Here is a 25,280-nt window from a genome sequence, read left to right as displayed (position 1 = left end):
ATTTTGAGATTCGGTTTTTAGAAATTATAATCAGCATTATTTTTAATATTTTATGAGTATTCAAGACACAATTCAGACATTACGAAACGAACTTAATCAACACAATTACAATTATTATGTACTTGATGACGCTACAATTTCTGATTATGATTTTGATCTCAAATTAAAAGAACTTCAGGATTTAGAAAACAAACATCCTGAATTTTTTGACGAGCATTCTCCAACACAAAGGGTTGGTGGAACAGTTACCAAAAACTTTAAAACCATTGCACATCAGTTCAGGATGTATTCTCTGGATAATTCTTATTCGAAAGAAGACTTGTTGGATTGGGAAACCCGAATTCAGAGAGTTCTGGGAAATGTTGATTTACAATATACATGTGAACTAAAATATGACGGAGCTTCAATAAGCATTACATACGAAAACGGAAAACTGGTTCAGGCTTTAACGCGTGGAGACGGTTTTCAGGGTGATGAGGTTACAAACAACATCAAAACCATTAAATCAATTCCATTGAAATTAAAAGGAAATTATCCTGATAGATTCGATATTCGTGGTGAAATTATTTTACCATTAAAAGGTTTCGAAAAAATGAATCAGGACTTAATTGAAATTGGAGAAACACCATATTCAAATCCTAGAAATACAGCTTCAGGGAGTTTAAAACTGCAGGATAGTGCTGAGGTTGCCAAACGTCCTTTAGAATGTTTATTGTATTCGGTGACAAGTAATAATTTACCCTTTTCTTCGCAAATTGAAGGGTTGCAATTAGCACGTGAATGGGGGTTTAAAGTGCCAAGCGAAGCAAAATTAGCCAATAACATGCAGGAAGTTTTCGACTTTATTGATTATTGGGATACTCATCGTCACAAAATGCCTTACGAAACTGATGGTGTGGTTGTAAAAGTAAACAGTTTCCGTCATCAGGAAGAATTAGGTTACACTGCAAAATCACCTCGTTGGGCCATCGCCTACAAATTTAAAGCTGAGCAGGTTTCAACTAAATTAAATTCAATTTCATATCAGGTTGGACGTACTGGAGCTATTACTCCCGTAGCAAATTTAGAACCTGTACAGCTCGCAGGAACAATTGTAAAACGAGCTTCTTTGCATAATGCTGACCAAATCGAAAAATTAGATATTCGAATAAATGATACCGTTTTTGTGGAAAAAGGGGGCGAAATTATTCCAAAAATTATCGCTGTAGATTTAGAACAGCGCCCTGAAAATTCAGAAATCACAAGATATATTACACATTGCCCTGAATGTGAGACAGAATTAGTGCGAAACGAAGGAGAAGCAAATCATTATTGTCCAAATTTTTACGGTTGTCCTCCACAGATTATTGGGAGAATCCAGCATTATATTTCGAGAAAAGCAATGGATATTGAAGGGCTTGGGGGAGAAACAGTTGCCTTACTTTTCAAAAATGATTTGGTTCACAATTATGCTGATTTGTATGAATTAAAAGTAGAAGATATTTTGCATTTGGAAAGAATGGCGCAAAAATCGGCTGAAAATCTGGTAAACGGTGTTGAAAAATCCAAAGAGATTCCATTCGAAAGTGTTCTGTTTGCTCTCGGAATTCGTTTTGTTGGAGAAACAGTAGCCAAAAAATTAGCCAAACATTACAAAAATATTGATGTATTAAGCCGCGCTTCACTAATGGATTTGATTTTAGTAGATGAAATTGGAGAACGAATTGCAAAAAGCGTAATTGAATTTTTTGAGAATGAAGAAAATCAAAAAATAATTGAACGATTAAAAAGTTATGGTGTTCAATTTGAAATTGTCCAGAAAATAAATCCAAATGCAACTGAAAAGTTCATCGGGAAAACATTTGTCGTATCAGGAGTTTTTTCACAGTTCTCAAGAGATGAATTAAAGAAAACAATAGAAGATAACGGAGGAAAAGTGGGAAGTTCTATTTCTGCAAAAACAGATTTTGTAGTAGCAGGAGATAATATGGGACCGGCAAAATTAGAAAAAGCAAATAAATTAAATATTCCAATACTATCTGAACAGGAATTTATAACGAAACTGAATGAAAGCGAGTAGACCTTCACTTATTCTTTATTTAGCTGCCTTTGTTTTTACAATTGTGTTTGATATTCTTCAATACGATTATCTCACAATTTGTATGAAATCAATTGTTGTGCCTTCTGTTTTTTTTTATTTCTATTCATCAAATAATTTCAGAATTAATACAACTCAGATTTTAATTTATATTTTGTGTTTTGTTGGGGAAGTATTTCATCTAATGAATGTAGAAATCTCCGATCAGGGTTCTATGATATGCTTTTTGTTTGTTTACTTAATGCTGATTAAAATAATTGTAATAGATTATGACAGAATAAGATTAAAAAAGAGCGATGTACTGCCAATTGTTTTAGTAATCTTACTGATTGTATATTTATTGTTTTCTGTACTGAGTTTACAGTTTGATAAAATGGATGGTTTTGACTTTTTATATGCCCTCTATGGAACTGTCTTAAGCGTTTTAGGGTTCATATGTTACGCAAACTATATAACCAGGGGAAATTATGTTACTTTGCTTTTAATGTTAATGATAACATGTTTTATAATTTCGGATATGTTCTTTATCTTCAATCGCTATTTTTCTTATTCTTTAGTATTAACATTAATCTGTGATGTGACTCAGATTCTGGCGTACTTTTTTATTTCCAAATATTTTATAAACTCGGGTAAAAAGAGAGTTAAACGATAATTGATTTTGCCTGATTGGTATGAGATTTATTTTTATCGAAATAAAAATCGATTCGCCCTAAATTTATTCCGTAGCATCCCACCTGATTTACCAGAACATCTTCGCCCGCTTTATTTTTTACAATAGTAGGTTTCTCTAAAAAGGTATGCGTATGCCCGCCAATGATTAAATCAATATCCTGTGTTAATTCGGCTAATTTCAGATCACAGATTTTTGAAGCATCATCTTTGTATTTGTATCCTAAATGTGAAAGACAAATAATCAAATCACATTTTTCTTCTTTTTTTAGTAATTGAGTCATATCCTGAGCAATTTCTACAGGATTATTGTATACGGTTTCCTTGTACATTTTTTTTTCAACAAGCCCTTCAAGTTGTATTCCTAGCCCAAAAACACCAACCTTTATTCCGTTTTTATTAAAAATTTTATACGGTTTTACAAGTCCGTTCATGACTGTGTTTTTAAAATCATAATTTGAACAGATAAATTCAAAACTGGCATGTGGCATTTGTGCATACAATCCGTTAAGACCATTGTCAAAATCATGATTCCCAATGGTAGAAGCATCATATTTCATCATGCTCATCAGCTTAAATTCAAGTTCACCTCCGTAATAGTTAAAATAAGGAGTTCCCTGAAAGATATCTCCGGCATCAAGTAAAAGCACATTTGGATTTTCTTTTCGAATGGCCTCAATCAATGCAGCACGACGAGATACTCCGCCTTTATCAGGATTACGGGGATCATCAGCAGGAAAAGGATCTATGTGGCTGTGTACATCATTGGTATGTAGAACCGTTAGGTGTTTTATATCGTTTGTTTCAAAACCGCTTAATGATAAGCCTAAACTTAATAAAGCAGTGCTTGCAGCAGTTTTTTCGATAAATTCTCTTCTTTTCATGGTGTATGTTTTTACGAAAGTGCCTGTTTTAGTTTGGGTTTAAATCCGATTATTCTTCAGAGATTCTAATATCTTTTGGTACAGGAATCCTGTCAACTTCTTTAAAGTAATCAATCAGTACATTTCGAAGTTTATAATCTAAATCAAATTTTTGAAGACTTTTAAGGAAAAAATTCATGTTGTCACCACCATTTGCCAGATAATCATTTGTAGCGACATAATATATTTGGGTTTTATCCAGAGGTTTTCCTTTAATTAGAATATTTTGAGCAGTATTGTCTTTTGTAATTGTAAAAGTCATTCCGGACAAAGGATGGGCTTTCTTCTCTTTGATAATATAAGCGGTCATTTCTAAAATCTGCTCACCTTTTAAAGCCAGAACTACCAAATTGTTTTCAAAAGGCATAATTTCAAAAGCTGTTCTGGTAGTAACATTTCCTTGTGGTAGTATCGCTCTGATGCCTCCATGATTCAAAAAGCACAAATCGATGTCTTTTTTTTCACGGGTTTTAAAAACCTGACCTCCTTTTTCTAAGCAAACATCAGCTAGTAAATTTCCAATAGTAGTCTGCCATTTTCCATTGCTTTTATCAAGGGTTTCTGGGCAATAGGCCAATACATGATCTAAATCTTTATTAATATGTTCACGAAAAGGTTTAATAAAGTTTTCAATTTCCTGCATTTCAGCGTTTTTTTCAGAAATTGAAAGTTGTTTAGCTTCAATTTTAGTTACATTATAGTTTTTTGGACTGCATGAAAATAGAAAAAAAAGTGTTAAGAATATAACAAAAAGTTTTAAAAATCCGTTATACTTTTTTAGTTTTACCATCTTAAATGCGACTTAAATAATTAATTTTGTAATCTGGTAAAAGTAGTATGTTTTTAAATTATTTGAAGGATTTTTTCATAAAAAAAACATTAAAAAATAATTTGCTTAATGTAAAAAATGAAGCCTTTACCAGTAATGTACAAACGATTGGTTTATTAATTGATGAAAGTGATTTCAGTTACTCAAAAGCGCTTATTGCAGAACTGATTTCAAATAAAATTAATTCTGACAATATTAAAATCGTTGTGTATCGCAATAAATTTGATGACAAAAAAGAATACGCCTTTCCGACTTTTACAAAAGCGCATATAGATTGGTACGGAGGTACTAAATTAGCTTTTTTAACTGAATTTATTGAAACAGAATTTGATCTTTTGATTAGTTATTATGATGCTCAAAATCCAATTTTGAAGCTAATTACGAATAAATCAAAAGCTAAATTTAAAGTAGGATTTGCATCTGTTGATAAAAATATAAATCGCTGGATGATAAATACTTCTTTAGAAAATTATAAGCTTTTCGTTTTCGAATTGTTTAAGTATTTAAAAAATATAAAGTAAAATATAAAGTAAAGTATGCAATCATTAATAGGAACTGGTGTTGCCCTGGTCACTCCATTTAAAAAAGATTTTTCAATTGATATAGAAGCATTACAGCGAATTGTTAATTTTTCGATTGATGGTGGAGTAGAGTATTTGGTTGTAATGGGTACAACCGCAGAAAATGCAACTCTAACTCAATCCGAAAAAGAGTTGGTTATTAATACCGTAATTGAAGTTAATAATAGGAGATTACCTTTAGTTCTTGGAGTTGGAGGAAACAATACAATGCAGGTAGTTGAAGAATTGAAAACAAGAGATTTTTCAGCATTTGAAGCGATTCTTTCGGTTTCTCCTTATTATAATAAACCTACACAAGAAGGAATTTATCAGCATTTTAAAGCTATTTCAGAAGCTTCTCCCGTTCCAGTGATTTTATATAATGTTCCCGGCAGGACTTCAAGTAATATGTTACCTTCAACTGTTATTCGTCTGGCAAATGAATTTGATAATGTAGTAGCAATAAAAGAAGCTGCAGGCGATATGGCTCAGGCTTTGCAATTGATTAAAAATGCACCCAAAGATTTTTTAGTAATTTCCGGCGATGATATGATTGCTTTGCCAATAGTTTTAGCAGGCGGGGCAGGAGTAATTTCGGTTATTGGACAAGGTTTTCCAAAGGAATTTTCAGAAATGATAAGATTAGGGTTGAACAGAAAAGTAAATCAAGCTTTCAAGACCCAATATTTTTTATCAGATTGTATTGATATGATTTTTGAGCAAGGAAATCCTGCCGGAATAAAACATGTGTTTCAATCACTTGGAATTGCAGATAACACGGTACGTTTGCCATTGGTGCCAGTAGATGAATCATTAGCAGATCGATTAGATAAATTTGTAAAATCAGCCTTAAAATAAAATAAAAACAGCTGTTTTTTATTATACCAAAAAATATTTTGTAGTAGCTAAATTAATAACTAAATTTGCCACCGAAACTTCGGTGTGATTTTGCTTTGGCATAATTGTCTAAGCAATCATAATAAAAGTAAGAAAATGAAAAAAATAGTATCGCTGTTAATTGTTGTTGTCCTTTTGTGTTCTTGTAGTGATTACCAAAAAGCATTAAAAAATGAAGATGTTGCTGCAAAGTTTGAAATTGCAACAAAAATGTATGAAGCAGGGAAGTATAATAAAGCAATTAGACTTTTTGAGCAATTAGCGCCAACATACAGAGGAAAACCTCAGGCAGAAAAATTATTTTACATGTTTTCTCAGGCCTATTACAAAACAAAACAATATTATTTGGCAGGTTATCAATTTGAGAGTTTTGTTTCAGGTTATCCACGAAGTGAAAAAGTTCAGGAAGCTGCTTTTCTAGGAGCTTACAGTTACTCAAAATTAGCACCTGTTTACAGTTTAGATCAGACCGATACAGTTAAGGCATTAGATAAGTTACAGGCTTTTATTGATAATTATCCAAATTCAGAATATATTGCCCAGGCAAATGAAGCTGTGAAAGTTTTAAGTGGGAAATTAGAGAAAAAAGCATATGAAAATGCTAAGGGTTATAATACCATTTCGGATTATAAATCTGCATTAATTGCTTTTGATAATTTTATTGCAGATTTTCCTGGAACTCCTTTTAAAGAAGATGCATTGTTTTACAAATACGATTCAGCATATCAGTTAGCTATCAATAGTGTTCCGGCTAAAATGGAAGAGCGTTTAAATGTTGCTAAAGCTGCTTATAATAATTTATTGAAGTTTAAAAGTGACACAAAATACAAAGTGAAGGCAGACGAAATGAATGCAAGAGTTGAAACAGATTTACAAAAATTTACTAAATAAATAAAAGTCATGGATTTAAAAAAGACGAATGCTCCTGTAAATACAATAACTTACAATAAAACAGTTATTGAAGAGCCAACAGGAAATGTGTATGAGGCAATTACCATTATGGCTAAAAGAGCAAACCAAATTAATTCTGAAATTAAAAAAGAATTAACTGAAAAATTAGAAGAGTTTGCAACTTACAATGACAGTCTTGAGGAAGTTTTTGAAAATAAAGAACAAATTGAGGTTTCTAAATTTTATGAAAAATTACCTAAACCACACGCTTTAGCTGTTCAGGAATGGTTAGACGGTAAAACATACCACAGAGGTTCAAACAAATAATAGTACAATGTCAGTTTTAAACGGAAAAAAAATTTTACTGGGTGTTTCCGGTGGAATTGCAGCGTATAAAACAGCCTCATTAGTACGACTCTTTATAAAAGCAGGTGCACATGTCCAGGTGATCATGACACCTGCTTCTAAGGATTTTGTAACTCCACTTACATTATCTACATTGTCAAAAAATCCTGTACACTCCAGTTTTTTTAATCAGGATGATCAAGATGCTATTTGGAATAATCATGTAGAACTAGGTCTTTGGGCGGATTTAATGTTAATTGCCCCGGCAACTGCAAATACATTATCTAAGATGGCTACCGGGAACTGTGATAATTTTCTCATTGCTACTTATTTATCTGCTAAATGTCCTGTTTATTTTGCTCCGGCAATGGATTTGGATATGTACAAACATTCTTCTACAATCTCAAGTTTTAGTGCTTTAAAACAATTTGGGAACGTAATGATTCCAGCAGAAAATGGTGAATTGGCAAGTGGTTTATCTGGAGAAGGCAGAATGGCAGAACCAGAAAACATAATTACTTTTTTAGAAGCTGATCTTGAAAGTAAATTACCTTTAAAAGGAAAAAAAATTCTAATTACTGCAGGCCCAACATACGAAGCAATAGATCCTGTGCGTTTTATAGGAAATCATTCTTCAGGAAAAATGGGGTTTGATATTGCAAGTGCAGCAGCCAATTTAGGGGCTTCGGTCATATTAGTTTCTGGCCCTACAAGTTTAAATATAAAAAATTCTCTCATCAATGTTGTTAATGTGATTTCTGCACAAGAAATGTACGATGCCTGCCATTTGTATTTTAATGATGTAGATGTGGCTATTGCAGCAGCAGCAGTAGCAGATTATAAGCCAAAAGTAATTGCTGTTCAGAAAATTAAGAAAGCCACTGATGAGTTTTCAATTGAACTTGAAAAGACAAAAGATATATTATTATCGTTAGGAAAAATCAAAAGAAATCAATTTTTAATTGGTTTTGCTTTGGAAACTGAAAATGAAATTGAAAATGCGAAGTTGAAAATTCAGAAAAAAAACTTAGATTTGATTGTTTTAAATTCATTACAGGATAAAGGAGCGGGTTTTCAAAAACCAACAAATAAAGTTACTTTTATAGACAAAGAATTTAAAATTGAACCAATGGACTTAAAGTCAAAAGAATCTGTTGCAGTTGATATTTTAAACAAAGTTATAGAACATTTTTATGTGTAAATTAGTTACTTTTTTAACGTTTTTGTTTTTTGGTTTTGCACAGGCTCAACAGTTAAATTGTACGGTTACAATAAATAGCGAAAGATTACCAAATCCTAATCAACAAGTTTATAAAACACTTCAGACATCATTGTCTGAGTTTGTAAACAAAACAGATTGGACTGGTTCTGTGCTTAAGCAAAATGAGCGTATTAATTGTTCAATCTACATAACTCTTTTTTCTCATAGTTCCGACCAGTTTTCAGGTACTATACAAATACAGTCTTCAAGATTAATTTACAATTCAACGTATTCTTCACCTGTATTTAATTTTAACGATAAGGATTTTAATTTCAGGTATACAGAATTTGAACCCTTATTATATAATCCTACTACATTTGAATCTAATTTAGTATCTGTGATATCATTTTACAGTTATATGATTTTAGGTATAGATTCAGATACATTTCAGCTTGCAGGCGGAAGCCCTTATTTTGAAACAGCCCAAAATATTGCAAATATTGCTCAACAAGGTGGTTCTAAAGGATGGACTCAGGCTGATGGAGTTCAGAATCGCTACTTTTTGATAAATGATATGATTGCTCCAACTTATTCTGATTTGCGACAAACCACTTTTGGGTATCATGCTGGTCTGGATATAATGAGTCAGGATTTGAAAGGTGCAAAAGAAAAAATAAAATCTTCATTAATGAATATAGCAAAATTGAATTCGGTTAAGCCAAACGCTTTTTTAACTAGAGTGTTTTTCGATGCAAAATCAGATGAAATTGTGTCTATTTTTTCGGGAGGGCCAAGCATTGCAGTTACAGACTTAACAGAGACTTTGAATAAGGTTTCACCGTTAAATTCAACAAAATGGTCAGAAATTAAATATTAATTCAATTTTTGCCAATCTACCTCTTCATTAATTTTACTTTTAAAGCTATATGATTACTTTATTATCAATTAAAAACTATGCATTAATTGAAAAACTAACTATAGATTTTTCTAAAGGTTTTTCTATAATTACAGGAGAAACAGGTGCTGGTAAATCAATTATATTAGGCGCATTAGGTTTAGTTTTAGGAAAAAGAGCGGATTTAACATCTCTTAAAAATAAAGAAGAAAAGTGTATAATTGAAGCGCATTTTGAAATTTCTAAATATAATTTAAAAGAGTTTTTTGAAGCAAATGATTTGGATTATGAAGATGAAACTATCATAAGACGAGAAATCCTGCCTTCGGGTAAATCACGAGCTTTTATAAATGATAGTCCGGTAAATCTTCAGGAATTACAAGATTTAAGCTTTTTTTTGATTGACATTCACTCACAACAGCAAACTCAGGAACTTTCAGATGAAAATGTGCAATTTAAAATAATTGATGCAATTGCAAATAATTCAGGTAGTATTGATTCCTATAAAAAGCTTTTAAGATTATATAAATCTGAAAAATCAAAATTAAATGCATTGCTTAAAAAACAAAGCGATGCAGGTAAGGAACAGGAATACAATACTTTTTTATTGAATGAATTGGTTGCTGCAAAATTAAAATCAGGAGAGCAGGAAGAACTGGAAGCTGATTTTGAAAAGCTAAATAATGTTGAGATTATTAAAGAATCGATTGATAAATCATTGCTAATCGGTAATGAAGAACAATTTGGTGTTTTTCACAACCTGAATGAAATTAAAGTTTTGCTGCAAAAAATCGCAATTTTTTCACCAGAATATCAAAATCTGTTTGAAAGAATTACAAGTGTAACAATTGAATTTGATGATATTTCGAGAGAGTTGCAAAATGCTTCTGAAAAATTATTAAACGATCCTGAGAAGTTAGAATTAACCAATCAGAAATTGCAGCTGATTTATAATTTGCAGAAAAAACATCAGGTAGTAACTGTTGATGAATTACTACAAATTCAGATCAGTCTGGAAAATTCAGTTTTAGAATTAGGTAATATTGAAGAGGAAATCGCTATTTTGGTTAAATCTATAGAACAAAAAACAGAAGAATTGGATATGCTTTCGGCTAAAATTCATCAGAATAGAGAAAGTGCAATCCCGGTTTTATCAAATCAGTTAATTGGAATATTGGAAACGTTAGGAATGCCGAATGCCAGATTTAAAATGGAACTACTGTCATCCGAAACCTATTTTCAAAATGGTAAAGATGAATTGCAGTTTTTGTTTTCGGCTAATAAAGGAGCTGATTTTGGCTTGCTGAAAAAAGTTGCTTCTGGAGGTGAAATGTCGCGTATAATGTTAGCAGTTAAAGCAATTTTAGCTCAGTATTCTAAATTACCGACTTTGATTTTTGATGAAATTGACACCGGTGTTTCCGGAGAAATTGCTATTAGAATGGGAGAGATTATGAAAGAGATGAGTGCAAAAATGCAAATATTTGCAATTACACATTTACCACAAATTGCTGCGAAAGGTGATTCTCATTTTAAAGTGTTTAAATCTACAACAAATGATGATACGCAATCAGAATTAAAGCTTTTATCTCAGGACGAAAGAGTTATGGAAATTGCTCAAATGCTATCCGGAGCGGTGGTTTCTGATTCAGCTTTAAATCACGCTAAAGCCTTGTTGAACTAAAGAAATGCTTTATATTTGTCATCTAAAAAGAATAAAAGAATAACAGTCACCCAGTTTGCCAAATCAACGAATAAACAATAAAAATATGATTATAGAACCTAGAATGAGAGGCTTTATTTGCTTGACAGCCCACCCAAAGGGAGCAGAGCAGAATGTTAAAAATCAAATTGAATATATAAAATCAAAAGGTCCTATTGCAGGAGCTAAAAAAGTATTGGTAATTGGTGCTTCAACAGGTTTTGGTTTAGCTTCAAGAATTACAAGTGCTTTTGGATCTGATGCAGCTACAATTGGAGTTTTCTTTGAAAAACCGCCAGTTGAAGGAAAAACCGCTTCGCCAGGCTGGTACAACTCTGCGGCTTTTGAATCTGAAGCACATAAAGCAGGATTATATGCAAAAAGTATCAATGGAGATGCTTTTTCAAACGAAATAAAAAGAGAAGCTTTGGATTTAATTAAAGCCGATTTAGGTCAGGTAGATCTTGTAATTTATAGTTTGGCATCGCCTGTACGTACAAATCCAAATACAGGAGTTTTACACCGTTCTACATTGAAGCCTATTGGACAGACTTTTACCAATAAAACTGTTGACTTTCATACAGGAAAAGTATCCGAAGTTTCAATAGCTCCGGCTAATGATGAAGACATTGATAATACTGTTGCTGTAATGGGAGGTGAAGACTGGGCTATGTGGATTGATGCTTTAAAAAATGAAAATTTATTGGCGGAAGGTGCTACAACGGTTGCTTATTCATACATTGGTCCATCTTTGACTGAAGCAGTTTATCGTAAAGGTACAATTGGACGTGCCAAAGATGATTTAGAGGCTACAGCATTTACTATTACAGATAGTTTAAAATCAATAGGAGGTAAGGCTTATGTTTCTGTAAATAAAGCATTGGTAACGCAGGCGAGTTCTGCAATTCCTGTTATTCCTTTATATATTTCTCTTTTATATAAAATTATGAAAGAAGAAGGAATACATGAAGGTTGTATCGAACAAATTCAACGCTTATTTCATGACAGATTATATAGCGGTTCTGAAGTTCCTGTTGATGAGAAGGGAAGAATCAGAATTGATGACTGGGAGATGCGTGATGACGTTCAGGAGAAGGTTGCTAAATTGTGGATTGAGGCTACAACTGAAAACTTGTCTGAAATTGGTGATTTGGCTGGATATAAAAATGACTTTTTAAATCTTTTTGGATTTGAATTTTCCGGAGTGGATTATGAGGCAGAAGTAAATGAAGTTGTTGAAATAGAAAGTATCAACTAAAAATTAAGAATTTATAAATCAAACCATCAACCAAAAGTTGATGGTTTTTTTGTGAATTTAACATATCTTTGCACAAAATTTGAATTTTAAAAATTACAGCTTAAATACTGCATATTCTACTATGGTTTTTTCTCTAATTATACCCGTGTTTAATCGTCCGGATGAAGTTGATGAACTTCTCGAAAGTTTATCAAAATCTGATTATAATGAGGCTTTTGAAATTGTTCTTGTTGAAGATGGGTCATCCATTCCATGTAAAGAAGTCGTAAAGAGTTATCAGGGAAAACTAAATATATCCTATTATTTTAAACCAAACTCAGGGCCTGGAGATTCAAGGAATTTCGGAATGATAAAAGCAGTAGGCAATTACTTTATCATTTTTGATTCAGATTGTATAATTCCGTCTAATTATTTAACGGAAGTCCGAAAAGAATTAGATAGAGAATATGTTGATTGTTTTGGCGGTCCGGATAAAGCTTTAGATAGCTTTTCGGATATACAAAAAGCAATAAACTTTGCAATGACTTCTTTTCTTACAACAGGCGGAATCCGTGGAGGTTCGGAGAAAATTGGAAAATTTCAGCCAAGAAGTTTTAATATGGGAATTTCCAAAAAAGCTTTTGAGGCATCAAAAGGGTTTGGAAACATTCATCCAGGAGAAGATCCGGATTTATCTATTAGATTATGGAACTTGGGTTTTGAAACGAGATTGTTCCCTGATGCATTTGTTTATCATAAACGTAGAATTGATTGGGAGAAATTTTCTATTCAGGTAAATAAATTTGGAAAAGCAAGACCAATATTAAATAGCTGGTATCCTGAACATAATAAATTAACTTTTTTCTTTCCTACATTCTTCATGTCAGGATTATTATTAGCTTTTTTACTGTTAATTTTTAATTTTGACCTTTTATTACAAATATATTTTGTATATTTCGTTATAATTTTTCTTACAGCTAGTGTTAAAAATAAAAGCATCAAAATTGGATATCTTTCTGTAATCGCTGTTTGGAAGCAATTTTATGGTTATGGAACAGGTTTTTTAGAATCTTTTGTAAAAATTATTTTATTGAAGAGAAAGCCACAGGAAGCTTTTCCACGTATGTTTTTTAAAATATAATATGACAAAAATTATTGGCTTGACCGGTGGTATAGGTAGCGGAAAAACAACCATTGCAAATTATTTTGAAGAAAAGGGTGTCCCTGTTTATATTGCTGATGATGAGGCAAAAAAAATAATGCAATCGCAATACATAATTGAGCAAATTAAAACGGTATTTGGTGGTGTAGTATTTGAAAATGAAGTTCTTAACAGAGCGAAATTAGCAGAAATTGTTTTTAATGATAGTGAAAAACTCAATCAGTTAAATACTATTATACACCCGGCTGTTAAAAAAGATTTCGAATCATGGTTACAAAAAAAACAAAACTATGACTATATAGTTTATGAGGCGGCAATTTTATTTGAAAGCGGCAGATATAAAGATTGTGACATTGTTATAACTGTGACGGCTCCTGAAGAAGTAAGAATTGAAAGAGTCATAAAACGGGATAAAACAAGTAAGGAACAGGTTTTGAGCAGGATGAAAATGCAATGGAAAGAAGAAGAACGTATTGCTAAAAGTAATTTTGTTATTTTTAATGATAATCTTAAAATGGCAAAAGAAGAAGTTGTTAAAATTCTTAAAATTTTAAATATTAAACAAAATCAGTCTTAAATGTTAATATTTGGTTAATGTATTATTTAGTATATTGTTAAAATATTAATTTTGTCTCGATGAATAAATTATTTTTTAGAATTCTTGTTTTGCTAATGAGTTTGTCCTTAATTGGGATAATTCTGGTTCAGGTGTATTGGTTTAATTCTTCATTAGAAAACAATGACGAACAGTTTAAATATCACGTAACCCAGGCAATTAGTGATGTGTCAGATAAACTTGCACAACAGGAAGAATATAGTTTTCGAGATAAAATTAATCATATAAAAGACAGCACTGGAAAAATTCCGCAAAAGGAAGATTTGCTGGAAATTTTATTTGTTCAAAGAAATACAAAAACAAATAAAACAATTGTCTATAAAAACAGTATCACTTCTGAGAATTACGATATTAATGGATCGCTATTTAATAAAAAATTTGGATCTGATGGATTTAAAAGTTTTAGTTCCAAAAGATTAACGGAGGTTTATAATAGTAATAACACTATTGATAATTTAGATTTAAATCAAAGTACAATTCCGGATTTAAGAGATGAAAAAGAAGGAAGCTTAGATATTTTAAATAAAGCGCAGTTAAAAATTACATATAGGGATTATGCTTCAATACTGCCAATAGAGGAAAGAATTACAAAAGAGAAATTGCAATCTCTTTTGAAGAAAGAACTTAAAGAACATGGTATAAAAACTAAACTAGAATTTGGAATTTATAGTAGTAGTGTTCCTACAAAAATAAAATCGGAAGGGTTTCACTATGATAAGGATGCTACTTACAATATTCCGGTCTTTACAGATAATGAAGGTAATAGTAAGTATGAATTATTGGTTACTTTTCCATATAAAAAGAAGTTTTTATTGTCACAGTTGGTAAGTATTACGATACTGTCTATAATTTTTACATTAATTATTATAATTGCTTATACAAGTGCTCTAAATCAGTTAATACGTCAAAAGCAAATATCTGAGATTAAAACAGATTTTATAAATAATATGACGCATGAGTTTAAAACTCCAATTGCTACCATAAATTTAGCTCTTGATGCAATTAGAAATCCGAAAATTATAGAAGATAAAGAGAAGGTATTTCGTTATCTGCAGATGATTAGGGATGAAAACAAAAGAATGCATGCTCAGGTTGAAAACGTACTTCGAATTTCCAAATTAGAGAAAAAAGAATTGGATATAAGTAAAGAGCCTACTGTAATTCATGATGTTATTGAAGATGCAATTGAGCATGTTAATTTAATTTTAGAAGACAAGCAAGGTACAATTGTAAAACATTTTAATGCAGCAAGAACAACTTGTCTGGTTAATGAAGTGCATTTTACAAATGTTCTGGTCAATATTTTAGAAAATGCTATAAAATATTCCCCGGATGTTCCGGAAATAGAAGTATTTACTGAGAATGTCAAGGATGTTATTCTCATAAAAATAAAAGATAACGGTTTAGGTATGAGTAAAACCGCTCAAAAAAGAGTTTTTGAGAAATTTTACAGAGAACATACAGGCGATTTGCATAATGTAAAAGGACATGGTTTAGGACTTGCTTATGTAAAAAGAATTGTAGAGGACCATAATGGTCAGGTTTATGTAGAGAGTGAAAAGGGAAAAGGTAGTACCTTCATAATAAAAATACCACTAATAAATTAAAATATGGAAAATATTAATAAAAGAATACTTTTAGTAGAAGATGACCTTAATTTTGGTGCAGTTCTTAAAGATTATTTGATGCTGAATGACTTTGAAGTTACTCTTGCAAAAAATGGTATGGAAGGTTTCGAAAAATTCAAGAAGGATGTTTATGATTTATGCATTCTTGATGTTATGATGCCCTACAAGGATGGTTATACTTTAGCAAAAGAAATCAGAGAAAAAAATAGTGAAGTGCCGATTATTTTTTTAACAGCAAAATCAATGAAAGAGGATGTTTTAAAAGGATATAAAGCAGGAGCGGATGACTATCTCAATAAACCGTTTGATTCGGAAGTTTTATTGATGAAAATTAAAGCCATTATTCAAAGAAAATCATCTGATACAAAAGCAGAACAAGTTCAGTTTGAATTTAATATTGGCAAATTCCATTTAAATTCAAAATTAAGATTTTTGACATTTGAAAACGATGAACCAATAAAATTATCTCCAAAAGAAAATGAATTGCTTAAAATGCTTATTTTGCACGAAAATGACTTAATGCCAAGAGAGTTAGCGTTGACAAAAATCTGGAGAGATGATAACTATTTTACTTCAAGAAGTATGGATGTTTACATTGCAAAACTGAGAAAGTATTTAAAAGCCGATGAGGATGTAGAAATTTTAAATATTCACGGTGAAGGTTTCAGATTAGTTGTTAAAAGTAAAGCAGTATCTTAAATAAATAAAAAAAGCTCCGAGTATATAGGAGCTTTTTTTATGGATTGAAAATAGAGAGCCTAAATTTAGAATTTTTAAATTAAATTAATACCCAATGTAATTTCGGTTTTTAATAATTTTGAAATTGGGCAAATTTCTTTTGCTTTAGTTGCAATTTCTGCAAATTTTTCTGCTGTTATAGAAGGCACTTTTCCCTTTAGTTCTAAATGAATTAAGGTAATTGTACCGTCTTCAAAAGTAACTGTGGCTTCTGTTGATAAATCGTCAGCAACAAATCCACCTTCGTTTAATAAGAAGCTTAATTGCATTGTAAAACAACCTGAATGGGCAGCTGCAATAAGTTCTTCGGGATTGGTTCCTACGCCATCAGCAAATCTTGTTTTAAAAGATAATTGTGCATTATTCAAAGTTGTACTTTGTGTACTGATGGTTCCGGTTCCTTCCATACCGGTTCCTTTCCAGTTGGCATTAGCTTTTCTTGTGAATTTCATTTTCCGTTCTTATTATAGTTAGTAATTTAATTTTTTATTAGTTTGATTATCAATCGATCATGTGTCAATCAAATGTAATTAATTTTTTACAGTTTTGCCTTATGAATTTGTTATTGAAAAATAAAAAAAAAGGGTGTAATGGAATTTTCCATTACGCCCTTTAAAATTTTAAATCTAATTATGTTATTATTGTTGATTTAGATTGCGCAATTGTTTCAGTTTATCTTTCCATACTTCCAGACTTTCTTTGTGAATAGCAATGTTTTTACGAACTTCAAGAACTATAGAGTTTTCTTTTTTTGCATTTTTTGTATTGGTGAAGAATTGAATGTTGTTCTCTAATTGAAAAATTTCGTTTTGAACTTCTTCTATTTTTCTCATAATGAAAATCTTTTCATTATCTAATTTGCGAGTATCGTTACTCTCGGATAAAGAATCAATTCTGTTAGAAAAACGCATCATTTCAGTGTCTTTTTTACTTAGACTTAATTTTTCAAAAAGTGCATCTAAGATTTTATTAAACTTACCCTCAATATGGCGTCTGGAAAAAGGAACTTTACCAAAACCTTTCCATGTTTCAATATGTGCTTTAATGGCATCTAAATCAGTTTTGTGGTCTCCGATTAGCTGAAACTCTCTTAGCGTATCTAAGTAGGCTTTTTTATTGTCAAAAGCTGCTACTTCATCACTATTCTCTTCAGATTTGTGTTCTTTTAATTTATCAAAATAATGGTTGCAGGCATCTTTGAATTCTTTCCAGATTTTATCAGAATATTTTTTAGGAACGTGACCAATTTGTTTCCACTCTTCTTGGATTTGTTTCATAATTGGTGTAGTTGCACTAAAGTCAGTACTTTCTTGTAATTCTTTAGCTTTTGCAACAAGAGCCATTTTTTTGTTTAAATTATCGTTCTGGTCTTTTTTTATGTCTTTATAAAATGAGTTTTTGAAAGAATTAAAGTTTCTAACAGCGGTTTTAAATGCAGCCCAGGTCTGTTCGTTTACTTCGGCAGGTACTTTTCCGGCAGCAAAAAAATCATTCCTAAGTGCTTCAACTTTTTGTATTTGTACGAGCCATTGTGAATGAGAGCCTACTTTTTCAGTGGCTAAAACTTCGATTGTAGCAATAATTTCTTTTTTAATTTCGAGATTTTGCTGTTCATTGGCTCTTTGACTTTCAAATAACAGTTCTCTTTTATCATGAATTTTTTTAGTTAACTCACTAAATTTATTCCAGATTGTGTCACGATGTTCTTTGGATACGGGACCAATATCTTCTTTCCAGATTCTATGTAAATCCTGTAGCTCTCTAAATGCTTTGCTGATGTCGGTTTCATTTGCCAATTCTTCAACACGAGCAATTATTTTTTGTTTTTGTTCTAAATTGTATTTGAAATCTAAATCTCTTGCTTCACGATCTAAATGTAAATAATCATAAAAATTCTCAACATGAAAGTGGTAATTATTCCATACGTGATTGTATTTATCTTTAGGAATTGCTCCCGCATTTTTCCATCTTTCTCTTAATTCATTAAAATGTTTAAGAGTATCTTTGATATTTTCTTGTGGATTTATAAGCTCTTTTAGTTCTTCAACTATAGTAAGCCGATTTTCTAAATTTAATTTTAAGTTAGTTTGCAGATGTTTAAAATGAGCATTTCTTTTTTCCCTAAAGATGCTATAATATTCATCAAATTTAGACTTAAGTGGAGAATGATATTGAAATTCTTCATTAGGATCCTGGTTTGAAGCATTGAACTCTTCTCTTTTCTCTTCAATAAGATGATTAAATTGGAGTGAAAATGATTTTTTAATTTCTTCAATATGGTCTTTTACAGACATTACTTTGTCTGTATTTACAAGCCTTTTTAATTCATCGACAAGTGCATCTAACGAAAAGGTATCGTAATCCTGCATAGGAATAGCATGACGTTCTTTTAGTGTTTCGTCTTCGCTTTCTTCAGCATTGGAATTTGTTATTGCATCTAATGCTTCCTGATGATCTGCTTCTTCGGCTTCAATATTTTCTACTTCACTTTCAGGAAGTGAAGTTTCATTTTCTGTTGTTGTTTCAGAAATTGATGTTTCAATTGCATCATCGGGTGAAGAATCGTTTAGGCCGATTCCTGATTTTCCATCTGCTTCATGCAGGTTATCATTCTTTTCTTCTAACATTTTTAAATGTATAAGGTTTATATTTTAAACATTGCGAAAGATAGTAAAGGTGTTTCTAAATACAAAATAAATCATTTGTTTATGTATTTTTTGGATTAAAAATACTGCTTATTTGTGTTTTAAGATGCAATTTATGGGTGTAAAATTAATTTTTTCACCGTGCTTTGCAGATTGGTTTTACAAATTAAATAACAATAAAAAAGGCTGCATTTTAAATACAGCCTCAAATTATTTTTTTTAGAATTATTTGTTCCAGATTTTCCATGCTTTTTCCGCCTGAAAAATAAGCATATCAAGACCATTTTTTATTATGGCTCCTCTTTCTTTAGCATTCTTTAAGAATTGAGTTTCGGCAGGATTGTAAATTAAATCATAAGCGATATGCTTGTCTGTAAAAAACTCATAGGGAAGGTCAGGAGAGGCCTCAATGTTTGGACTTGTTCCAACTGGAGTGCAGTTTATTATGATTTGAAAATTGTCAAAAGTTGTGGCATTAATTAAATTATAATCAATAATATTTTCTTTAGCCTCTCTTGAAACAAAAGTATAGGGAATGCCGAGTTCATCAAGTGCAAAAGCAACTCCTTTTGATGCTCCTCCAGTTCCTAAAATAAGGGCTTTTTTATGATGCGGTTCTAATAATGGCTTTAAGGATTTTTTAAAACCGTAATAATCGGTGTTAAATCCTTTTAATTTTCCGCTTTTGGTAAATTTTATTGTATTTACAGCACCAATTAAGGTTGCTTTTTTTGAAAGTTTGTCCAGAAAAGGAATGACTTGCTCTTTGTATGGAATGGTAACGTTTAGGCCTTTCAGATCTGGATTATTTTTAATTAATCCAGTAAAATGACTGATTTCAGAAATGTCGAAATTTTCGTAAGTGTTACCTGTAAAAACTTCATCACTAAATTTTTCTGTAAAATATCCTTTTGAAAAGGAGTAACTAATATTGCGGCCTAATAAGCCAAAACGTCTTCTTAAAATATCAATCATTATTCTTTTCTATGTTTTTCAATGTAATTTTTTACCATTTTTTTTGTCCACACTACCGGGAACAAGTCTTCAATTAAAATATAATTATCAAAGTTTAAACGCAAGCCATTACTTAAATGAAATTTAGCTTTTGTATTGTCCTGAATCATAAAATACAATCCTGCTAAACGGTATTCAATTTCGTTTTCTTCCGGAAAATATTCGGAAGCCTGCAATAATGTTTGTATTGCACTGTCAAATTCGCCTAAAAACTGAAGGATATCCACCCAAAATAACCAGGTATCTAATGCGTAATCACCAAATTCTACTGCTTTTCTATAACCAAACTCTGCTTCTTCAAAAAAGTTCATTTGTTTATTGATTGTAGCATAGCGTTTCCAATACAAACGATTCTGATTGTCAATTGCTAATGCTTTATTGACGAAAAATAAAGCTTTTTGAAAGTTTTTCTGGCGAACATAAAAATCAGTAATAGCAATCCATCCTTTGTCAAGAAGGGGGTCTTCATGAACCGTTTGGTTGTAATATTTTAGAGCTAAAACAGTATTTCCTATTTTTTCATAACATTTACCAATTCGCAATAAAGCATATGAAGTTGCATCATCTAATTCAATGGTACGGTTATAGCTTTCAATTGCTTCAGTATATTTTTTGAGGCGTTCGTAAGCTTTTGCTTTTTCCATGAATGCTCCCAGAAATTCTTCATCGATTAGAGTTGCATAGTCAAAAGCGCGAATGGCATTTTCATATTCTTTTACGCCATAATGTAAGCGCCCTAGCTGATGCCAGGCAATTTCGCTATATGGGTTTTTATTAATGTAATCATTAAGATATAGAATGGCTTCCTGATTTTGATCTAAAAACTCAAAACAATACACCACATTGTATAAGGCAGACTGATCTTCTAAATCTTCTTCAAGACATTTGATGAAGCTTTCTTTTGCCATCTCGAGATTATCCATAAAAAGATATTCCATTCCGATTAAGTTGTAAACATCAGCAAAATCGTCTGTGTATTGCAGGGCAATTTTAAGTAATTCTACTGCTTTTTCGTGCTGATCTCTTTTGGAACAAATATTGGCTTTCTGGATGTAAATTTCCTCGTTGTTAGGTTCGATTGCATATAACTCATTTAAAAGTTTCTCGGCGATGTCCAGTTTATCGTCGTAAACCAGCATTTCTACTTGTACTAATTTTAAGCCTGTAGATTTTGGATGTTGGTCTAATGCAAGTTTTAAGGCCTTTTTTGCTAAATTAGCCTTACCTATATCTAAATAATGAAGAATAATTTCTTCGAATTCTTCAGAATCAAAAAAGAGTACTTTGTTTGTTTTTAACATCGACTCAAATTTGGATAGGGATAGGTTATAATCTTCTTCTTCGTTGCTTAATTGCATACTTTGTATTTTTGAAATTAGCCTGTTATAAATTTAGGTAACCATATTATTTTGTGAGATAAGGAAATTTATTGTTTTGAACAATTTAATTAACAATATGGACAGAATTTATGTTCTGTTTTTTGTTTTAATCTTTTGATTTATAAAAGATTATTTGTTTGATATTCTGGTTTTTATTTTTAATTCAGCGGCCTGGCTCAGATAGGAACGACATCCTTTTGTTTTTTTTCTTTAAAAAATAAAAGATATAGTGTATTGCTTCGACAGTTCGTCTTTGCCTCGTGTGCTGGAAATAGCTCCTGATTATGCTTTTTGTTCTTTTTTTAAAATTTCATCCATAACTTCGAGAATTACAGCACATCCTTCTTTTATTTCTTCTTCAGAAATAGTTAATGGCGGTGTTATTCTTATGGCACATCCTTCAAATAATAACCAGAATAAGATGAGTCCTTTTTCCTGACAGTTTAAAATTACCTGATTGGTTATTTCCGGACTTTCAGTCATTGGTGCAAGCATTAATCCTTTTCCTCTAATTTCTTTTATCAAAGGGTGTACCAAAAGTGATCTGAAGAGTTTTTCCTTTTCTAAAGTTTCCTGCATCAGATTAGTTTCAGTTAATTCCTGTAAAGTCGCTAAACAGGCTGACGCAATGACAGGATGACCTCCAAATGTGGTTATATGTCCTAATTTTGGGTTCTCAGTTAAGAGATTCATTTTTTCTGCAGATGCTGTAAAAGCTCCTACCGGCATTCCGCCACCCATTCCTTTTCCCATTACAACAATATCCGGAACGACATCGTAGTTTTGGAAACCGAATAATTTTCCGGTGCGGCCAAAACCAGGCTGAATTTCGTCTACAATCATCATAGCACCTACTTCGTCACATCGTTTGCGTACTTTTTGCAGAAAGTTGTCTTTTGGTTCAATAAAACCAGCTCCTCCCTGAATGGTTTCAAGTAAAATTGCAGCTGTTCGTGTAGTTATTTTTTGTAAATCTTCTTCGTTATTGAAAGTGATAAAATCAACATCCGGAAGTAATGGACGAAAGGCTTGTTTGCGTTCTTCGAATCCCATAACACTCATAGAGCCCATGGTGTTTCCGTGGTATGCGTTATGACAGGAAATTAATTGACTGCGTCCTGTTGAACGTTTGGCTAATTTAAGGGCGCCTTCGATTGCTTCTGTACCTGAGTTGACTAAATAGGTTTTGTTTAAAGATTTGGGCAGGAGTGAAGCTATTAATTTGCAATATTGAACGGCTGGGCTTTGTGAATATTCTCCGTAAACCATTACGTGTGAATATTTATCCAGTTGATCTTTTATTGCCTTATTGACTCTTGGGTGTACATGTCCAAGTGTACAAGCAGAGACTCCAGCAACAAAATCTAAATATTTTTTATTGTTGGCATCGTAAATATAAGAACCAAATGCGTGTGAAACTTCCATTCCAAGTGGGTATGGTGAAGTTTGTGCCTGATATTTTATAAAATCTGGATTCATTTTTTGAGGTTCTAAGTAGCAAAGATACTAAGGTTCTGAGTTTTAAATTTTAAGCTTATGTTAGTTTTTGCCAATTCTAAAAAGGTATATCGACATCTTTAAGCATAGTGACGGAAAATTTATTATATCGAAAACTGTAATCTGAATTATTTTTTAGTTTTTACGCCTGGCATTGTACCGTTTTTTGCAGCAGGTTTCTTTTTGTCGTAATTTAATGTTTCCTTCCTGACTTTCATCGGAACATTTGGTTTGGCTTCTTCAGCTTTTCCTTCTTTGATTAATTTATCGTTGAGTTCGTTTTCTTCAGGAGGAAAAATATCATCTTTTGATTTTATTCTCTCATCTCCACGCCAGACAAAACCTCTTAGTTTACGGTCATTTTCTGGCAACTCGGCTTCAGGGTAAAGATTTCCATTAACATTATTGAAAAAAGTAATGTTTTCAATAGCATTGTTTTCTATAATCAGATTGATTTTACTACTTACGTTTTTATTGATTCCTACTAATTCATTGGCATCATTTCGGGCATAGTAAATAGCTTCTGTGTTTTTTATTACATCTACATAATGTAATTTTCCATCTTTGAATTTCCCAAATAAATTGAGCCCTTTGACCTGATTATACCCTGTGCCGAGGGTGTCCTTTGAGATGATAAAAGTATTGTTGAGTACTTTTAGCGAGTCTATTTTTCGGGTAGTATTGTTTCCAATTAAATGCATAATATCACCCGTAATTTGATTTTCTTCACTCCATAAAATTGGGTTTCCTATTAATTTTGTGAGCGCAGTTTTACTGTTTGAATGAAGCGAATCACATTTTCCGCTCATATCGATTTTGTAAAAACGAACATTCTTAAAGGCTCTGATAATTCTTTCACCTTCTTTTCCGGTAACCATTAATTTTTTACCGTGTATATAAACTGAATCTTTTTCAACCAGATTTATAGCAACCGCTCTTTTAGTTACATACATAGAATCTTTTAGTTTATATAATTCGGCGTAATGACCTTTTACGATTCCTTTGTTGATAGAATCTGTAATTTTTACGTTTCGTGTTGCGGAAGCAAATTCGGTATTTCGATTATAGAATAGGCTGTCGCCTTCTATTCGCCGGTCATTGTATTTTATGTACGATTTTCGAAGGAAATGTGCCAGGTTTTTCTTGGTGTCATAAAAACCATTTTCGGTATAAATATAATTTGTTTTACTTGTAATGGTTGATGGACCAAATAAATAAGAGTGCCCGGAGTTGCTGTAATAATCTAAGTGATTAGATTTCATAACATATTTCGGGTTTGTAAGCGTTACTTCCGTTAAAAACTGAAATTTTTTCTGAGCTACGTAATATCTTCCGGATTTACTTACTAAAGTATTGTCTTTGTTGACAATTGTACCTTTAGTATTGTAAAAAACTTCCTGTACATTTCGGTCAAAATTGATGGTGTCTGTTTGTAAAGTTGCATCCGGAGAGGTCATCACTGCATTTCCGGTTGCGAAAGCTTTTTTTACGTTACCGCTGTATTCAGCATATTTGCTGTTTAAGAATAATGTATCACCTTGTACGAGTTGCACGTTTCCGAAAGCTTTAATATAATTTTCTTTTTGAAAGAAATAGGCTTTATTGCAAGTAAGGACTACACCATCATGATTTATTTTTACATTTCCGGTAAGCAGAAGAGCACCGGGAATTTCTACTTCGTTGACATCTGAAAAGTCTGAGTTTTCAACTACTATTTTTTTAGGAGCTTGTGCAAATAAGCTTTCAATACTTCCTAAAAGCAAACAAAAAGATATGAAAAAGAGTAATTTCTTCAATTGATTTAATTTTTGTCAAATTTATAAAAAAGGTAGCAACGATAATAGATATTATGATTTATTTATAATGGTAAATCAATACAATTTGTGGAAATAAAAAAGGCAGAGATGTAAACTCTGCCTTCTTAATTGTATTTTAAACAGAAGAAAACTAAATCTTGTTTTTTAACGCTGTAGCATCAATATCGCTGTGTGAAACATTATAAACGGCTTTTCCATTTTTGATTAAAATCAATTGTGGGGATTCGTGATAGACATTAAATTTGTCTGCAATTTCGTTTGAAATATCGCGATGTGCAATCAAATCTAAAAAGTAAGCATTAACAACATTTTCAAGATCATATTCTCTTTCAAATTGTTTCAAAGCCATTCGGCTAATGCTGCATCGTGTGCTGTGTTTGAAAATTACAACTGGTTTTTCGTTTGATATTGCTTCAACTTCCTGTAATTGAAGAATATCTGTTAATTCCGTCCAGTTTACGTTACTTTTTGGTGCTTCTGAATTGTCTGAACTTCCGAAGATTGAATTAAAAAAACTCATATTTGGCTTGTTTTATGACTTTTTGACGTTTAAAATTA

The 25,280-nt window shown here is 31.7% G+C and carries 22 protein-coding genes; 13 read left to right on the top strand and 9 right to left on the bottom strand.

Features of this window, described 5'->3' with window-relative positions; translation table 11 throughout:
• Nucleotides 1–52: 52 nt before the first annotated feature.
• Nucleotides 53–2,059, top strand: coding sequence for an NAD-dependent DNA ligase LigA (ligA, locus tag BXU10_RS22640; protein ID WP_078229727.1), 2,007 nt, complete (start codon nt 53–55; stop codon nt 2,057–2,059).
• Between the two features lie 659 nt (nt 2,060–2,718).
• On the opposite strand, the gene BXU10_RS22630 is transcribed toward ligA, so the two are convergent.
• On the bottom strand, nt 2,719–3,630 hold the full coding sequence (locus tag BXU10_RS22630; RefSeq protein WP_078229725.1) for a bifunctional UDP-sugar hydrolase/5'-nucleotidase: 912 nt from the start codon (nt 3,628–3,630) through the stop codon (nt 2,719–2,721).
• A 49-nt stretch (nt 3,631–3,679) separates the two neighbouring features.
• Nucleotides 3,680–4,459: a 5'-nucleotidase C-terminal domain-containing protein gene (locus tag BXU10_RS22625; protein WP_078229724.1), complete on the bottom strand. Its 780-nt coding sequence runs from the start codon at nt 4,457–4,459 to the stop codon at nt 3,680–3,682.
• 47 nt (nt 4,460–4,506) lie between these two features.
• On the opposite strand from BXU10_RS22625, the gene BXU10_RS22620 reads away from it, so the two are divergent.
• From BXU10_RS22620 to BXU10_RS22565, 12 genes are all read left to right on the top strand, one after another.
• Entirely contained in the window at nt 4,507–5,019 is a 513-nt protein-coding gene (locus BXU10_RS22620; protein WP_078229723.1) for a hypothetical protein, read from the top strand.
• A gap of 15 nt (nt 5,020–5,034) precedes the next feature.
• Nucleotides 5,035–5,916 carry a 4-hydroxy-tetrahydrodipicolinate synthase gene (gene dapA, locus BXU10_RS22615; protein ID WP_078229722.1) on the top strand — a complete coding sequence of 294 codons (882 nt, stop codon included), beginning with the start codon at nt 5,035–5,037 and terminating at the stop codon, nt 5,914–5,916.
• Nucleotides 5,917–6,051: 135 nt separating this feature from the next.
• Nucleotides 6,052–6,846, top strand: coding sequence for an outer membrane protein assembly factor BamD (locus BXU10_RS22610; protein WP_078229721.1), 795 nt, complete (start codon nt 6,052–6,054; stop codon nt 6,844–6,846).
• A 9-nt stretch (nt 6,847–6,855) separates the two neighbouring features.
• The gene (locus tag BXU10_RS22605) at nt 6,856–7,173 is read left to right on the top strand and encodes a DNA-directed RNA polymerase subunit omega (RefSeq protein WP_007807938.1); all 318 of its coding nucleotides are present in this window, start codon (nt 6,856–6,858) and stop codon (nt 7,171–7,173) included.
• Nucleotides 7,174–7,180: 7 nt separating this feature from the next.
• Entirely contained in the window at nt 7,181–8,392 is a 1,212-nt protein-coding gene (gene coaBC, locus BXU10_RS22600; RefSeq protein ID WP_078229720.1) for a bifunctional phosphopantothenoylcysteine decarboxylase/phosphopantothenate--cysteine ligase CoaBC, read from the top strand.
• Nucleotides 8,385–9,269: a DUF4835 family protein gene (locus BXU10_RS22595; protein WP_078229719.1), complete on the top strand. Its 885-nt coding sequence runs from the start codon at nt 8,385–8,387 to the stop codon at nt 9,267–9,269. The genes coaBC and BXU10_RS22595 overlap by 8 nt, the downstream gene beginning before the upstream one ends.
• A gap of 49 nt (nt 9,270–9,318) precedes the next feature.
• Nucleotides 9,319–10,971, top strand: a complete 1,653-nt coding sequence (gene recN, locus BXU10_RS22590; RefSeq protein ID WP_078229718.1) for a DNA repair protein RecN — start codon at nt 9,319–9,321, stop codon at nt 10,969–10,971.
• Between the two features lie 85 nt (nt 10,972–11,056).
• Nucleotides 11,057–12,247 (top strand): enoyl-ACP reductase FabV, encoded by a 1,191-nt coding sequence (fabV, locus tag BXU10_RS22585; protein ID WP_078229717.1) that lies wholly within the window; start codon nt 11,057–11,059, stop codon nt 12,245–12,247.
• Nucleotides 12,248–12,368: 121 nt separating this feature from the next.
• Nucleotides 12,369–13,367 (top strand): glycosyltransferase family 2 protein, encoded by a 999-nt coding sequence (locus BXU10_RS22580; protein WP_078229755.1) that lies wholly within the window; start codon nt 12,369–12,371, stop codon nt 13,365–13,367.
• A gap of 1 nt (nt 13,368) precedes the next feature.
• On the top strand, nt 13,369–13,965 hold the full coding sequence (coaE, locus tag BXU10_RS22575) for a dephospho-CoA kinase (protein WP_078229716.1): 597 nt from the start codon (nt 13,369–13,371) through the stop codon (nt 13,963–13,965).
• Between the two features lie 59 nt (nt 13,966–14,024).
• The gene (locus tag BXU10_RS22570; protein ID WP_078229715.1) at nt 14,025–15,611 is read left to right on the top strand and encodes a sensor histidine kinase KdpD; all 1,587 of its coding nucleotides are present in this window, start codon (nt 14,025–14,027) and stop codon (nt 15,609–15,611) included.
• Between the two features lie 3 nt (nt 15,612–15,614).
• Nucleotides 15,615–16,331: a response regulator transcription factor gene (locus BXU10_RS22565; protein WP_078229714.1), complete on the top strand. Its 717-nt coding sequence runs from the start codon at nt 15,615–15,617 to the stop codon at nt 16,329–16,331.
• 74 nt (nt 16,332–16,405) lie between these two features.
• Here BXU10_RS22565 and BXU10_RS22560 read toward each other — a convergent pair whose 3' ends face one another.
• From BXU10_RS22560 to ytxJ, 7 genes are all read right to left on the bottom strand, one after another.
• Nucleotides 16,406–16,822, bottom strand: a complete 417-nt coding sequence (locus BXU10_RS22560) for an OsmC family protein (protein WP_031454977.1) — start codon at nt 16,820–16,822, stop codon at nt 16,406–16,408.
• Nucleotides 16,823–17,008: 186 nt separating this feature from the next.
• Nucleotides 17,009–18,997, bottom strand: coding sequence for a DUF349 domain-containing protein (locus tag BXU10_RS22555; protein WP_078229713.1), 1,989 nt, complete (start codon nt 18,995–18,997; stop codon nt 17,009–17,011).
• Between the two features lie 243 nt (nt 18,998–19,240).
• Nucleotides 19,241–19,990: a shikimate dehydrogenase gene (locus BXU10_RS22550; protein WP_078229712.1), complete on the bottom strand. Its 750-nt coding sequence runs from the start codon at nt 19,988–19,990 to the stop codon at nt 19,241–19,243.
• Complete coding sequence (locus tag BXU10_RS22545) at nt 19,990–21,387, bottom strand: tetratricopeptide repeat protein (RefSeq protein ID WP_078229711.1); 1,398 nt, start codon at nt 21,385–21,387, stop codon at nt 19,990–19,992. The genes BXU10_RS22550 and BXU10_RS22545 overlap by 1 nt, the downstream gene beginning before the upstream one ends.
• A gap of 303 nt (nt 21,388–21,690) precedes the next feature.
• Nucleotides 21,691–22,887 carry an aspartate aminotransferase family protein gene (locus BXU10_RS22540; RefSeq protein ID WP_078229710.1) on the bottom strand — a complete coding sequence of 399 codons (1,197 nt, stop codon included), beginning with the start codon at nt 22,885–22,887 and terminating at the stop codon, nt 21,691–21,693.
• Nucleotides 22,888–23,033: 146 nt separating this feature from the next.
• Nucleotides 23,034–24,701: an OstA-like protein gene (locus BXU10_RS22535; RefSeq protein WP_223255539.1), complete on the bottom strand. Its 1,668-nt coding sequence runs from the start codon at nt 24,699–24,701 to the stop codon at nt 23,034–23,036.
• A 151-nt stretch (nt 24,702–24,852) separates the two neighbouring features.
• On the bottom strand, nt 24,853–25,242 hold the full coding sequence (gene ytxJ / locus BXU10_RS22530) for a bacillithiol system redox-active protein YtxJ (RefSeq protein WP_078229708.1): 390 nt from the start codon (nt 25,240–25,242) through the stop codon (nt 24,853–24,855).
• Nucleotides 25,243–25,280: the final 38 nt, after the last annotated feature.

Source organism: Flavobacterium sp. LM4, from assembly GCF_002017935.1.
Lineage (GTDB): Bacteria > Bacteroidota > Bacteroidia > Flavobacteriales > Flavobacteriaceae > Flavobacterium > Flavobacterium chungangense.
Note: the sequence above shows the minus strand (reverse complement) of the source record. Positions and strands in the feature narration are given on the sequence as shown.